Consider the following 12,499-nt stretch of genomic DNA (forward strand, 5'->3'; position numbering starts at 1 on the left):
GAGAATGCCTGTCAATCCCGATCACGCGACGCTACCGTCCGCTCCCGTCCTGTTCGAACGCGCTTTCGCGTTCGCTGACGAAGCCGCCACGCAGGCGTTCGGCGCGCGCTTCGCACAGGCGATCGAAAGCGTGCGCGCAGCCTCGCAGCCAGGACGGCAGGCCAAGCCTCGCACCGCAAGCGGCCTCGTGTTCCACGGCCTGCAAGTGCAACTCATCGGCGATCTCGGCGCCGGCAAAACCACGCTCGTGCGCGCGACCTTGCGCGGGCTCGGCCACAGCGGCCGCGTGCGCAGTCCGACCTACACGCTCGTCGAACCGTATGTGCTCGAGCGCCCCGCTGGGGAACTCACGCTCTATCACTTCGATCTGTACAGATTCACCGATCCGGCCGAATGGGCCGACGCGGGCTTTCGCGAGTATTTCGATAGCGGCGCCGTCTGCCTCGTCGAATGGCCGCAACGCGCGGGCCCGCTGCTCGGCGTGCCGGATCTCGTCTTCTCGCTCAGGCTGGCCGGCGGCCCAGACGCAAACGCAGACGCACGCGTACTCGTCGCACGCGCCTACAGCGAATCAGGAAAGGCATGTCTCGAAAGATGTTAATCAAACCGTTCCACTCGATCGAATCGGCAGCGGGCGCAACGCATAACTGGCGGCGTCGGCAGATCCTGCGCGCCGGTGCGTCGACACTCGTGCTTGGCCTCGTCGCGCCGCGTCTCGCATTTGCGAGCTCAGTGCTCGGCGTGCGCGTGTGGCCCGCGCGCGACTACACGCGCGTGACGATCGAATCCGATCAGCCGCTGCAGAACACGCAGCAACTGCTGCAGGGACCTGACCGGCTCGTCGTCGACCTGAACGGCCTCGATCTCGACCAGGCGCTCAAGGACCTGGTGTCGAAGATCACGCCGAACGATCCGCAAATTTCGTCGGTGCGGGTCGGGCAGTATCAGCCGCACGTGGTACGCATGGTGTTCGACCTGAAGGGTTCGGTGAAGCCGCAGGTGTTCGCGCTGCCACCGGTCGGCGCGTACAAGTACCGGCTCGTGTTCGACCTGTATCCGGCCGTCGCGCCCGATCCGCTGATGGACCTGCTCGCGCAGACCGAGCGCAAGCAGCAGGCGCTCGACGAAGAAAACAGCGCGCCGCCCGCGGCGCTCGCCGGCCCCGGCACCGCGCCGCCGGCCGACAACAGCGACGCGTTCTTCGAGCGTTACGCGCAGAACGGCGGTGCGGGCAATGGCACCGCGGGCGTGCCGCATCCGCCCACGCATGGCAGCACGGCGCCGTCCGCGCCGGTCATTGCGGGCAGACAGGCAACGCCCGCCGCGCCATTGTCGCCGCCCACCTCGATCGCCCGCAACAAGGGTGGCAGCGCCAAGGGCAACGGCGCAGCGCAGGGCCCGGACAACGACAACCTCGCCAACGGCGACGGCACCTACGCGTTCACCACGCCGAAGTCGAGCCGCAGCAACACCGTGCGGCTGCTCACCGTCGCGATCGACCCGGGCCATGGCGGCGAGGACCCGGGCGCGATCGGCGGCGGCGGCACTTATGAGAAGCACGTCGCGCTCGACATCGCGAAGAAGCTGCGCGCGAAGATCGACGCGCAGCCGAACATGCGCGCGATGATGACGCGCGACGCCGACTTCTTCGTGCCGTTGAACGTGCGCGTGCAGAAGGCGCGCCGCGTCGGCGCGGACCTGTTCGTGTCGATCCACGCGGACGCGTTCACGACGCCCGAGGCGAAGGGCTCGTCGGTGTTCGCGCTGTCGGAGCACGGCGCGTCGAGCGCGGCCGCGCGCTGGATGGCGAACAAGGAGAACTCGTCGGATGTGATCGGCGGCATCAACATCAAGTCCGACGACGCCACGGTGAACCGCGCGCTGTTCGACATGTCGACCACCGCGCAGATTCGCGACTCGATGCGCTACGGCAACTTCGTGCTCAAAGAAATCGGCGACATCAACAAGCTGCACAAGGGCTCGGTCGAGCAGGCCGGCTTCGCGGTGCTGAAGGCGCCGGACATTCCGTCGATCCTCGTCGAGACCGCGTTCATCAGCAATCCGGACGAAGAGCGCCGCCTGAACGACGACGCGTATCGCGACCGGATGGCCAACGCGATTCTGACCGGCATCAAGCGCTATTTTGCGGCGAATCCGCCGCTCGCGAAGAGCCGAATGACGTGATCACGGCTGCTCAGCGCGCCGGCATCAAGCGCTGCACGAGCCAGCCGCCGAACACGTTGACCGCGAGCCCCGCCAGCACGAGTAACGCGCCCGCCACCTGCGTCGCGGAGAGCTGCTCGCCGAGCAGCAGCGACGCCGACGCGAGTCCGATGATCGGCACCAGCAGCGAGAACGGCGCGACCTGGCTCGCCGGATAGCGCGACAGCAGACGGCTCCATAAGCCATAGCCGATCAACGTCGCGATAAACGCCAGATAGACGATCGCGAATATCGACAGCGCGCTGATGCCGGTCAGCGCGGCGACGATCTCGCGCGGCCCTTCGAACACGAACGATGCCGCGAAAAACGGCAGCGGCGGAATCAGACTGCCCCACACGACGAGTCCAACCAGGTCGATCTTGCCGACCTTCTTCGTGACGATGTTGCCGAGCGCCCACATGCACGCGGCGCACAGGGTCAGCACGAAACCGGCGAGCGACATCGTGTGGCCGCCGCGCAGGCCGATCACCGCCAGCCCCGCCGCGGCGATCAGCAGACCCGCGACGTTCGGCAAGCGCAAGCGCTCGTGCAGAAACAGCGCCGCGAACATCAGCGTAAAAAACGCCTGCGCCTGCAGCACCAGCGACGCGAGCCCCGCCGGCATGCCGACGTACATCGCAGAGAACAGGAACGCGAACTGCCCAAAAGAAATCGTCGCGCCGTAGGCGAACAGCCACCGCCACGCGATCTGCGGCCGCCTGACGAAAAACACCGCCGGCACCGCGGCGAGCGAAAAGCGCAGCGCGCCGAGCAGCATCGGCGGCACGCCATGCAGGCCGACCTTGATCACGACGAAATTAACGCCCCACGCGATCACGACGATCAACGCGAGCAGCAAGTCCCTCGGCGACATCCGGGTCTCCAATGTGATGGTTCATCCGGCAGTGTAGCGGAGGGCGGCAAGGTCGGTTCAGTGCGCCCGCTCACGCCCGCGTGCGCCGTTGCCGTCGGCCGCACGCGACGCGCAGTAGAATCGACCATTCGAGCCTTCTCCCTCCATTTTCCCCGTCGAGCCCGCCCATGACTTCGTCGATCAAAGCCGTCCTCAAACCGCACTTGCGCGACATCGGCAATCTGACCGTGCGGCGCGTGCTGCCGGCGATGGCGGCGCGCCTCGTCGGCCCATTCATCTTCTTCGACCATATGGGCCCCGCGACGCTCGAACCGGGCACCGGCCTCGACGTGCGCCCTCACCCGCACATCGGCCTCGCGACCGTCACCTATCTGTTCGACGGCGCGATCATGCATCGCGACAGCCTCGGCTCCGAGCAAAAGATCGTCCCGGGCGACGTCAACTGGATGACCGCCGGGCGCGGCATCGTCCATTCGGAGCGCACGCCGCCGGAAGATCGCGCGCGCGCGCAGAAGATTCACGGCATCCAGACCTGGGTCGCGCTGCCGCTCGCCGACGAAGATATCGAGCCGTCGTTCGCGCATCATGCGGCGGCAACCTTGCCGGTGGTCGAGCGCAACGGCGTGACGCTGCGCGTGATCGCGGGCACCGCGTTCGGCGCGGTGGCGCCGGTCGCGACTTTTTCGGGCACGCTATACGTCGCCGCCGACTTCACGCCGGGCAGCGCGTTTGCGCTCGAGCCCGAGCACGAGGAGCGCGGCGTGTACCTCGTGGAAGGCGATCTCGAGATCGACGGCACGCCGCTCGAAGCGGGCGCGATGGCCTTGCTTGCACTCGACGAAACCGTCACGCTCGCGAGCACGCACGGCGCGCGCGTGATGTTGCTGGGCGGCGAGAAGCTCGACGGCGAGCGCTTCATCGAATGGAATTTCGTCGCGAGCTCGCGCGAGAAGATCGAAGCCGCGAAGCTCGCGTGGACCAATCAGGAAATGGGCCAGGTGCCCGGCGAAACCGACTGGATTGCGCTGCCGCAGCGCAAGTGACGGCGCCGGTCCCGCGCGAACGTCCGCATTGAATTCGTGCGTTTCGGCACCACCTAGCTACAAACCGTTTCTATCGACGAGGACGCAATGGACACCACTCTGGCCACTTTCGAACAGGACGTCATCAACGCGTCGATGCTGGCCCCCGTGCTGGTCGATTTCTGGGCGCCGTGGTGCGGCCCCTGCAAGAGTCTCGGCCCGATGCTCGAAAAGCTCGAAACCGAAGCCGCCGGCAAATGGAAGCTCGTGAAGGTCAACGTGGACGAGAACCACGAACTGGCCGCGCACTTCCAGGTGCGCAGCATTCCGCACGTGATCGCGTTCGCCGACGGTCAGCCTGTCGATCAGTTCATCGGCGTGCTGCCGGAAGGACAGCTGCGCGAGTTCCTCGACCGGCTCGTGCCGCAGGGTGCGCCGGCCGCGCGCATCGAAGCGCAGACCGCGCTCGCCGAAGGCCGCCGCGACGACGCCTACGACCTGCTGCAAGCGGCGCTCGCATACGACCCGGGCTTCGACGACGCGCGCATGGACCGCATCGAGTTGCTGCTCGAAGACAACCGCATCGACGAGGCCCGCAACGAAGTCGAGCTGCTGTCGCCGAAAACCACGCAAGGCATCGACGCGCGTTTCAACGCAATCAAGACGCGACTCGACGCGGTGGACGCCGCCGCGGATCTGCCGCCCACCGATGCGCTCGAAGCGCGCGTCGCGGGCAATCCCGACGATCTGGAAGCGCGCTTCGATCTCGCGAATGCGTTTATCGCACGACGCAAATACGCGCAGGCGCTCGAACATCTGCTCGCGATCGTGCAGCGCGACCGCGCGTTCCGCGACGATATCGGCCGCAAGACGATGTTGTCGGTGTTCGATCTGGCCGCGCATCAGCCGGAGCTGGTAGCGCAATGGCGACGTAAGCTGAGCGCGTCGTTGTATTGATCGTTTGTCGCATTTCGCCTGACGGCAGTCCCGGATAGCGCGGATAAAACCGCCGTCCAGGCTGCCGCCTAAACCGCCGCCTGCTTCGCCAACTCCCGCAACACGTACGCCGCAGCCGCAAAACCAAAGCTCGCGGTCACGCACACGCTCGACCCAAACCCCGCGCAATTCAGGCCGACCGGCCCCGTGTGCCCCGGTGACGTGCTCACGTGCTCGGCTTCTTCATCGATATCGCACACGGCCGCTTCCGGATAGATCAGCGGCTCGTCGGAATACACGGCGCTCACCCTGAACTTCGCCTTCGGCCCACGCGGAAAGCCATGCTGTTTGCGCAGCTGCCCGCGCACCTTCGAGAGCAGCGGGTCCTGGATCGTCAGCGCGAGATCGTCGATGCGGATACGGGTCGGGTCGAGCTGACCGCCCGCGCCGCCGACCGTGATCAGCGGCTGCTTGCGCTCGACGCACCACGCGATCAGCGCGGTCTTGGTGCGCACGCTGTCGATCGCGTCGATCACATAGTCGAAGCCTGCGCCGAGCGTCGCCGCGAAATTGTCCGGCTCGACGAAGTCTTCGATCAGCCGCACGTCGCAGTGCGGATTGATCGCCGCGATGCGCTCGGCCATCGCTTCGACTTTCGGTTTTCCGTAGTTGCCGTCGAGCGCGTGAATCTGCCGGTTCGTGTTGCTTTCCGCCACGTTGTCGAGATCGATCAGCGTCAGCGTGCCGAGCGCGCTGCGCGCAAGCGCCTCCGCGACCCACGATCCCACCCCGCCGATGCCGATCACCGCGACGTGCGCGCCTTCGAACGCGGCGAGCGCCGGCGCGCCATACAGGCGCGCGATGCCGCCGAAACGGCGCGCGCGGTCGGCCATTTCATTCGCGTCGAGGCTGGTAGTAAGATCGGATTGCGCGGTGGTGCTGGACATGATGACAGGGCTCGAAAACACAGGCTGATTGGCGAATCGCTTTGGCAAACAAGGCGCGCAGCCCGTATTTTGCCTGAACACGTGAAAGCAGCCGCGCAGGACCACGAGCAGCGACGCAACGTTGCAGACGCGCGCTGGCGCGACTTGCGCCGCGCGCTACGTTGATCCGCCCGCGCGCAAAAACCTGCCGCCTTGGCTATACTTGGCCCACTGTAGCGTTCGCATAAGAACATGATCTCACTCGCCGAGCTTCGAAAAAATTACTCGCTGGGCTCACTGGACGTTGCCGACGTCAACCACGATCCGTTCCGTCAATTCGACACGTGGTTCCAGCAGGCAATCGACGCCAAGCTGCCCGAGCCGAATGCGATGACGCTGGCCACGGTCGACGCGCGCGGCCGCCCATCGGCACGCATCGTGCTCATCAAGGGCGTGGACGATCGCGGTTTCGTGTTCTTCACTAATTACGAGAGCCGCAAAGGCCGCGAGCTGAGCGCGAACCCCTACGCGAGCCTGCTGTTTCACTGGATCGAACTCGAGCGCCAGGTACGCATCGAGGGCCGCGTCGTCAAAACGAGCGAGGCAGACAGTGACGCCTATTTCGCGTCGCGTCCGCTCGGCTCGCGCATCGGCGCATGGGCATCGAATCAGAGTCAGGTGATTGAAAGCCGTTCGCAGCTCGAAGTACGCGAACGCGAAATCAGCCTGCAATACGGCGACGATCCTCCGCGTCCGCCGCACTGGGGCGGCTACCGTCTGGTGCCCGACGCGATCGAATTCTGGCAGGGACGGCCGTCGCGGCTGCACGATCGTCTGCTTTACACGCGCACGCAAGAAAGCGCCAACTGGCAGATCGCACGCCTGTCGCCCTGACCGCACGAATGACGCCGGCCGCGCCGCCAACGTAGCGGCGCGGCCGGCCGGATTGCGTTGCGCGGCCCGCGGAATGCGCCGCGCCCTGTCGCGATCCACACAGCTTTGCTTTAAATCAACGAACACGGAGAGATCGCATGTTCTGGGAGAAAAAGCTGGCGCAGTGGGTTGAAGATGTCAAAGCCACCGCTAACCTGCCCGCACGCCTCGTGCTGTGGGACGGTCAGCAACACGACTTCGGGCAGTTCGCCGCGCCCCGGGTCACGCTACACGTGAAGAGTGCAACCGCGCTGCCCTATCTGCTCGAGCCGAGCCTCGACAATCTCGGCGAAGCCTATGTCAAGGGCAAGATCGACATCGAGGGCAAGCTGTCGGACATCATCAATATCGGCTATCAGCTCGCGCGCAGCACGGTGACGAGCGCCGGCAAGCTCGCGCGCGTGCGGCGCTACTTCAATCATTCGAAGACGTCGGACAAAAAGGCCATCCAGTATCACTACGACGTGTCGAACGAGTTCTACAAGCTGTGGCTCGACGAGAACATGGTCTACTCGTGCGCGTACTTCGAGACCGGCACCGAAGACCTCGCGACCGCGCAACTGAAGAAAATCGATCACATTCTGACCAAAATCCAGCTGCAGCCGGGGCAGCGTCTGCTCGACATCGGCTGCGGCTGGGGCGCGCTCGTGCTGCGCGCCGCGCAGAAGTTCGGCGCGAAGTGCGTGGGGGTTACGCTGTCGCAGAATCAGTTCGATCTCGCCACCGCGCGCGTGAAAGCGGCGGGCCTCGAGAACCAGATCGAAATCCGTCTGCAGGACTATCGCGATGTGCAGGGGCAGTTCGACCGCATCACGAGCGTCGGCATGTTCGAGCACGTCGGCCGCAAGAATCTGCCCGGCTATTTCCAGAAGATGCACGATCTGCTCGCCGACGAAGGCATCGCGATGAACCACGGCATCACGTCGAGCGACGCCGATAGCGGCGAAACCGCGCTCGGCGGCGGCGAATTCATCGACCGCTACGTGTTCCCGGACGGCGAACTGCCGCATATCAGCCTCGCGCTGGAATCGATGCAACGCGGTGGGCTCGAACCGGTTGACGTCGAAAGCTTGCGCCGTCACTATGCGCACACGCTCGACATCTGGGCCGAGAATTTCGAAGCGCATGCGGACGAAGCCCGCAGTCTCGTCGACGACGAGAAATTCCGCATCTGGCGCGTGTACCTGGCGGGCTGCGCGTATGCGTTCGAAAACGACGACGTGTCGATTTTCCAGGTGGTGTGCCGCAAAGCCGGCCGCAGCGCGAAAACCCTGCCGTGGTCGCGCCGCTACATGTACGAAAAACCGCTGTGACCCGGCTATGACCGGTTGCGCCGCGGCGGCCTGCATGAGCGCGCGCCGCGGCGCAATTCTGATGAACAGCAGGCCGGACATCGATGGACCACAGCGGGACGAGTGACGTTGACAAGCCGTTGAACGACGAGGACGGCGGCGCGGACGATGCCGCGCATGAGGCCACGCAGCAGTTCGATCTGTTCGGGATGCCGATGCAGTCCGCGGTAGCAACGCCGGCTGTCCCCGCAAGCGAAGCCGATTCGAACCCTAGCGCTGCGGCGCAGCCAGAGCGCACGCGCGCGCCGAAGACCGCACAAGCCAACGCGGCTGCGTCGCTGTTCGAAGACGACGCCACGCCCGAGAACCCCGCCCCCGAAGCAGGTTCCCCCGACTCACAACCCGCGTCCACCGACGCGCCGAAAAAACGCCGCAGCCGCGATGTGCTCGCCGCGCCAACGTCGGCCGAACTGCTCGCGCTCGCGGCGCAATTGCCGCCGCAGATCCGCCTCGGCACGTCGACATGGTCGTTCCCGGGTTGGTCCGGCATCGTCTACGGCGACGACTACAGCAACAGCAAACTGTCGCGCGAGGGCTTGAGCGCGTACGGCGCGCATCCGCTGCTGAAGACCGTCAGCATCGACCGCTCGTTTTACCAGGCGCTGACGGTCACCCAATACCTGCGCTACGCGCAGCAGGTGCCCGAGCACTTCCGCTTCATCGTCAAGGCGCCGATGACGATCACCGACGCCACGGTGCGCGCCGAGCGCGGCGAGCCGGTCTCGCTGAACCCGTGCTTTCTGAACGCGCAGATGGCGATCGACGATTTCGTCACGCCGTGTCTCGAAGGCCTCGGCGCCAAGGCCGGCGCGCTGGTGTTCCAGTTCTCGCCGCTGCCGGATCAGATGCTCGCGCAGCCAGCGGTGTTCATTGAGCGTCTCGGCGAGTTTTTCGACGCGTTGCCGGGGCTACCCGACGGCAGTTGCTATGCGGTCGAGATCCGCGATGCAAGCCTGCTCACGCCGCGCTTCATCCGCATGCTGAAGACGGCGGGGGTGCGCTACTGCGTCGGCATTCATGCGCGGATGCCCGATCCGCTGCGCCAGGCCGCGGCGCTCGCGCTGCTCGACGGCGAGCCGGCCGGCCCGCTGATCGTGCGCTGGAGCCTGCACGGCGGCTTCAAGTACGAACAGGCGAAGGCGAAGTACGAGCCGTTCAATCGGCTCGTCGACGAAGATCCGGCGACGCGCGCGTCGCTCGCCGAGCTGGCCGCGCGTTATGCGCTCGCCGGCCAGCCGGTCGTGATTGCGGTCAACAACAAGGCGGAAGGATCGGCGCCGCTCAGTTGCGTGAAACTGGCTGAAGAGATCGTCCAAGCCTGCGTGCGGATCACACGGGGACGCGAGGATGACCTTGGCGCCGACGACGCGCCGTCGCAAGCACAGGAAACGCACGGATGAACAGCAGCGGGCGGCCTTGCACATCCGTCCGCTGCCGACTCCATTCCGCGCGCTGCACGGTCAACCGGCCTTGATCCGATGCGCGAACTTCTGGCGGAATTTCGCGACCTTCGGTGCGACCACGAACGAGCAGTAGCCCTGATTCGGATGCTGCGCGAAATAGTTCTGGTGGTAGGCCTCGGCGGCCCAGTAGTTGTCGCCGAGCGCCAGCACCTCAGTCACGATTTTGCCGTCGTAGATGCGCTGTTCGCCGATCTCGCGAATCGCCTGCAGCGCGGTTTCACGCTGCCCATCCGAATGCGTGAAGATCACCGAGCGGTATTGCGTGCCGACGTCGTTACCCTGCCGGTTCACCTGGGTCGGATCGTGGATCGCGAAGAAGATGTCGAGAATCTCGCGATAGCTGATCTTCGCCGGATCGAAGTCGACCTTGACCACTTCCGCGTGACCGGTGTCGCCGTCACAGACCTGCTCGTAGCTCGGATGGCGCGCGTGACCGCCCGCATAACCCGACTCCACCGCATTGACGCCCTCGGCGCCCAGATACACCGCTTCGAGGCACCAGAAACATCCACCACCGAGCGTTGCCGTCTCGTTCATGAGCTTCACTCCAGAATCGATTCACACCATGATCGGCAGCTGGGCTGCGTCGCGCCGCCGGGTCTGCCACCGCAACCGAATATATGGCCGAAAACGCGTCCTGAAAGGCGCCGCTCAGGCGCCCGTCGCGCAACGCCGCGAATCCGACCGTGTAGATATCGAGTATAGAAACGCCGGCACGCGACAGGTGAATAACCCTGCATCACGCCGCACCGCACGCATCGCCGCGCGGCGCGCGCCGCGATTGCAGTTAAAATTGGCAGAAATCGACGATTTTCACCATGACTTTCGAAACATCCGCTTCCCGCCGCACCGGTCTACGCTTTAATTCGCGCCTTTATGCGCGCTTTGGCGCGTCTTTCACACGGCGCGCGCCGGGGACCTCGCCCCGATGAAGCGCGCGACCCCACCCAACTTCGACCAGTCCGCCTTCAAACAGGCGCTCGGCCAATTCGCGACCGGCGTCACCGTGATCACGACGCGCGCCGCATCCGGCCAGCTGATCGGTATCACGGCCAGCTCGTTCAACTCCGTGTCGCTGTCTCCGCCGCTGGTGCTGTGGAGTCTGGCGACGCGCTCGGCGTCAATGCCGGTGTTCCGCGCCAACAGTCACTACGTGGTCAATGTGCTGGCCGCGACGCAACTCGATCTGTGCAAGCGCTTCGCGACCGTAAAGGGCGACCGCTTCGAGGGCGTCTCACACGCGGCGGGCGACACCGGCATGCCGGTGCTCGACGGCGCGCTCGCGTGGTTCGAATGTCATAACCGCAGCCGCTACGAGGAAGGCGACCACGTCATTTTTGTCGGCGAAGTGGAGCGCTGCGGCGTGCATGAAAATGCCGCGGCAATGCGGCCGCTCGTATTCCAAAGCGGCCAGTTCCACGGCCTGGAGCCGCTTTGAGCGGCGCGGCGCGGCGCGCCCCCCTCACATCACCTCAACGCTCGCTGTGCGCGGCCCCGTGGCCGCTGTTCTTCGTCACGAGCGATACCGGCACGCCTGAATCTTCCTTCAGCGTTTCAAGCACGATGTTCGAGCGGATGTCCATCACGCCCGGGGCCTTGTACAGGCGATTGAGCACGAAGTCCGAATAGTGTTTGAGGTTGTGCGCGAGCACGCGCAGCAGATAGTGCGTCTCGCCGGTCACGACGAACGCGCCGACCACCTCGGGCCAGTCGCGCAAAGCTTCCGCAAAGCGCTCGTGCCAGTTCTGCTGGTCGTTGCGCATCGATACCTGCACGAACGCTTCCAGTTCGAATCCTAATACTTCGCGGTTCAGGCACGCGCGGTAGTGCTCGATGACGCCCTGCTCCTCCAGCAGACGCAGCCGTCGCAGACAGGCCGACGGCGACAGCGAGATGCGCTCCGCGAGGTCGAGATTGCTGATCCGTCCTTCCTGCTGAAGCACCGTCAAAATACGGCAATCGGTGGCGTCGAGCGAGATCGCGTTCATATTCGGTCTCCCTTTCCTGTTTGAATCAAATTATGTTCCAAGACGCGGCTGGTAAGGAGATTTTTTCGCAATCACATTTTTCGGCTTGACCTCTATTATTCAGAAACAGTCAACTTCCGTCGAAACCGTCATGCGAGCACTTTGGGACATCACTCCCGCCGTCGATACCGCCACGCCCGTCTGGCCTGGCGACACGGCGGTCGGTATCGAGCGCGTCTGGCGCATGGAGGCGGGTTCGCCGGTCAACGTCGCGCGCCTGACGATCTCGCCGCACACCGGCGCGCATACCGATGCGCCCCTGCACTACGACGCCGACGGCGCCGCAATCGGCGACGTGCCGCTCGACGCGTATCTCGGTTTATGCAGAGTGATCCACTGTATCGGCGCGTCGCCTGTGGTGACGCCACAACACCTGGCCGGCTCGCTCGACGATCTGCCGCCGCGAGTCTTACTGCGCACTTACAGAAAAGCGCCGACGCGCGAGTGGGATAGCGCGTTCTGCGCGGTCGCGCCCGAGACCGTCGACCTGCTCGCCGCGCGCGGCGTGAAACTGCTGGGTATCGACACGCCGTCGCTCGATCCGCAGGAATCGAAGACGATGGACGCGCATCACCGCATTCGCGCGCACCGGATGGCGATTCTCGAGGGCGTCGTGCTCGACGCGGTCGAACCGGGCGACTACGAGCTGATTGCGCTGCCGCTGAAACTGACCACGCTCGACGCGAGCCCGGTGCGCGCGGTGCTGCGTGCGCTGCCCGCCCCGCGCTGAGCGACGCCGCCCCGGCGAGCTGCCAACCCGACAA

Annotated in this window: 14 protein-coding genes; 10 read left to right on the top strand and 4 right to left on the bottom strand. The window is 65.2% G+C overall.

The annotated features are described in order from the left end of the window. Positions 1 to 4: 4 nt before the first annotated feature. Together tsaE and BJG93_RS13035 are read left to right on the top strand one after the other, a co-directional pair. A complete protein-coding gene (gene tsaE, locus BJG93_RS13030) occupies positions 5 to 601 on the top strand; it encodes a tRNA (adenosine(37)-N6)-threonylcarbamoyltransferase complex ATPase subunit type 1 TsaE (RefSeq protein ID WP_027198682.1) in 597 nt (198 codons plus the stop codon). Then, the gene (locus tag BJG93_RS13035; protein ID WP_034479678.1) at positions 583 to 2,184 is read left to right on the top strand and encodes an N-acetylmuramoyl-L-alanine amidase; all 1,602 of its coding nucleotides are present in this window, start codon (positions 583 to 585) and stop codon (positions 2,182 to 2,184) included. The genes tsaE and BJG93_RS13035 overlap by 19 nt, the downstream gene beginning before the upstream one ends. A gap of 10 nt (positions 2,185 to 2,194) precedes the next feature. On the opposite strand, the gene BJG93_RS13040 is transcribed toward BJG93_RS13035, so the two are convergent. Further along, positions 2,195 to 3,076, bottom strand: a complete 882-nt coding sequence (locus BJG93_RS13040) for an EamA family transporter (protein ID WP_027198684.1) — start codon at positions 3,074 to 3,076, stop codon at positions 2,195 to 2,197. 167 nt (positions 3,077 to 3,243) lie between these two features. On the opposite strand from BJG93_RS13040, the gene BJG93_RS13045 reads away from it, so the two are divergent. Beyond that, positions 3,244 to 4,119 (top strand): pirin family protein, encoded by an 876-nt coding sequence (locus BJG93_RS13045; RefSeq protein ID WP_027198685.1) that lies wholly within the window; start codon positions 3,244 to 3,246, stop codon positions 4,117 to 4,119. An 87-nt stretch (positions 4,120 to 4,206) separates the two neighbouring features. Next, complete coding sequence (trxA, locus tag BJG93_RS13050) at positions 4,207 to 5,055, top strand: thioredoxin (protein ID WP_027198686.1); 849 nt, start codon at positions 4,207 to 4,209, stop codon at positions 5,053 to 5,055. A 68-nt stretch (positions 5,056 to 5,123) separates the two neighbouring features. On the opposite strand, the gene tcdA is transcribed toward trxA, so the two are convergent. Further along, positions 5,124 to 5,981: a tRNA cyclic N6-threonylcarbamoyladenosine(37) synthase TcdA gene (gene tcdA, locus BJG93_RS13055; RefSeq protein WP_027198687.1), complete on the bottom strand. Its 858-nt coding sequence runs from the start codon at positions 5,979 to 5,981 to the stop codon at positions 5,124 to 5,126. 231 nt (positions 5,982 to 6,212) lie between these two features. Here tcdA and pdxH point away from each other — a divergent pair, with 231 nt between their 5' ends. The 3 genes from pdxH (at position 6,213) to BJG93_RS13070 (ending at position 9,645) form a co-directional block, all read left to right on the top strand. Continuing rightward, the gene (pdxH, locus tag BJG93_RS13060) at positions 6,213 to 6,854 is read left to right on the top strand and encodes a pyridoxamine 5'-phosphate oxidase (protein ID WP_027198688.1); all 642 of its coding nucleotides are present in this window, start codon (positions 6,213 to 6,215) and stop codon (positions 6,852 to 6,854) included. Between the two features lie 137 nt (positions 6,855 to 6,991). Next, on the top strand, positions 6,992 to 8,206 hold the full coding sequence (locus tag BJG93_RS13065) for an SAM-dependent methyltransferase (protein WP_027198689.1): 1,215 nt from the start codon (positions 6,992 to 6,994) through the stop codon (positions 8,204 to 8,206). Positions 8,207 to 8,289: 83 nt separating this feature from the next. Continuing rightward, positions 8,290 to 9,645: a DUF72 domain-containing protein gene (locus BJG93_RS13070; protein WP_027198690.1), complete on the top strand. Its 1,356-nt coding sequence runs from the start codon at positions 8,290 to 8,292 to the stop codon at positions 9,643 to 9,645. Between the two features lie 60 nt (positions 9,646 to 9,705). Here BJG93_RS13070 and msrA read toward each other — a convergent pair whose 3' ends face one another. Further along, a complete protein-coding gene (gene msrA, locus BJG93_RS13075; RefSeq protein ID WP_027198691.1) occupies positions 9,706 to 10,245 on the bottom strand; it encodes a peptide-methionine (S)-S-oxide reductase MsrA in 540 nt (179 codons plus the stop codon). On the opposite strand from msrA, the gene BJG93_RS13080 reads away from it, so the two are divergent. Next, on the top strand, positions 10,244 to 10,573 hold the full coding sequence (locus tag BJG93_RS13080) for a hypothetical protein (RefSeq protein ID WP_154671856.1): 330 nt from the start codon (positions 10,244 to 10,246) through the stop codon (positions 10,571 to 10,573). The genes msrA and BJG93_RS13080 overlap by 2 nt on opposite strands. A 63-nt stretch (positions 10,574 to 10,636) precedes the next feature. Then, a complete protein-coding gene (locus BJG93_RS13085; RefSeq protein ID WP_027198692.1) occupies positions 10,637 to 11,146 on the top strand; it encodes a flavin reductase family protein in 510 nt (169 codons plus the stop codon). Positions 11,147 to 11,180: 34 nt separating this feature from the next. On the opposite strand, the gene BJG93_RS13090 is transcribed toward BJG93_RS13085, so the two are convergent. Then, positions 11,181 to 11,696: an Lrp/AsnC family transcriptional regulator gene (locus BJG93_RS13090; RefSeq protein ID WP_027198693.1), complete on the bottom strand. Its 516-nt coding sequence runs from the start codon at positions 11,694 to 11,696 to the stop codon at positions 11,181 to 11,183. Between the two features lie 130 nt (positions 11,697 to 11,826). Here BJG93_RS13090 and kynB point away from each other — a divergent pair, with 130 nt between their 5' ends. Continuing rightward, positions 11,827 to 12,465, top strand: coding sequence for an arylformamidase (kynB, locus tag BJG93_RS13095; protein WP_027198694.1), 639 nt, complete (start codon positions 11,827 to 11,829; stop codon positions 12,463 to 12,465). Positions 12,466 to 12,499: the final 34 nt, after the last annotated feature.

The organism is Paraburkholderia sprentiae WSM5005, assembly GCF_001865575.2.
Lineage (GTDB): Bacteria > Pseudomonadota > Gammaproteobacteria > Burkholderiales > Burkholderiaceae > Paraburkholderia > Paraburkholderia sprentiae.

What these genes read in the sequence shown, in the direction of transcription:
- tsaE (WP_027198682.1), top strand. Translation starts at nt 5, where the DNA reads ATGCCTGTCAATCCCGATCACGCGACGCTACCGTCCGCTCCCGTCCTG.
- BJG93_RS13035 (WP_034479678.1), top strand. Translation starts at nt 583, where the DNA reads ATGTCTCGAAAGATGTTAATCAAACCGTTCCACTCGATCGAATCGGCA.
- BJG93_RS13040 (WP_027198684.1), bottom strand. Translation starts at nt 3,076, where the DNA reads ATGTCGCCGAGGGACTTGCTGCTCGCGTTGATCGTCGTGATCGCGTGG.
- BJG93_RS13045 (WP_027198685.1), top strand. Translation starts at nt 3,244, where the DNA reads ATGACTTCGTCGATCAAAGCCGTCCTCAAACCGCACTTGCGCGACATC.
- trxA (WP_027198686.1), top strand. Translation starts at nt 4,207, where the DNA reads ATGGACACCACTCTGGCCACTTTCGAACAGGACGTCATCAACGCGTCG.
- tcdA (WP_027198687.1), bottom strand. Translation starts at nt 5,981, where the DNA reads ATGTCCAGCACCACCGCGCAATCCGATCTTACTACCAGCCTCGACGCG.
- pdxH (WP_027198688.1), top strand. Translation starts at nt 6,213, where the DNA reads ATGATCTCACTCGCCGAGCTTCGAAAAAATTACTCGCTGGGCTCACTG.
- BJG93_RS13065 (WP_027198689.1), top strand. Translation starts at nt 6,992, where the DNA reads ATGTTCTGGGAGAAAAAGCTGGCGCAGTGGGTTGAAGATGTCAAAGCC.
- BJG93_RS13070 (WP_027198690.1), top strand. Translation starts at nt 8,290, where the DNA reads ATGGACCACAGCGGGACGAGTGACGTTGACAAGCCGTTGAACGACGAG.
- BJG93_RS13080 (WP_154671856.1), top strand. Translation starts at nt 10,244, where the DNA reads ATGAGCTTCACTCCAGAATCGATTCACACCATGATCGGCAGCTGGGCT.
- msrA (WP_027198691.1), bottom strand. Translation starts at nt 10,245, where the DNA reads ATGAACGAGACGGCAACGCTCGGTGGTGGATGTTTCTGGTGCCTCGAA.
- BJG93_RS13085 (WP_027198692.1), top strand. Translation starts at nt 10,637, where the DNA reads ATGAAGCGCGCGACCCCACCCAACTTCGACCAGTCCGCCTTCAAACAG.
- BJG93_RS13090 (WP_027198693.1), bottom strand. Translation starts at nt 11,696, where the DNA reads ATGAACGCGATCTCGCTCGACGCCACCGATTGCCGTATTTTGACGGTG.
- kynB (WP_027198694.1), top strand. Translation starts at nt 11,827, where the DNA reads ATGCGAGCACTTTGGGACATCACTCCCGCCGTCGATACCGCCACGCCC.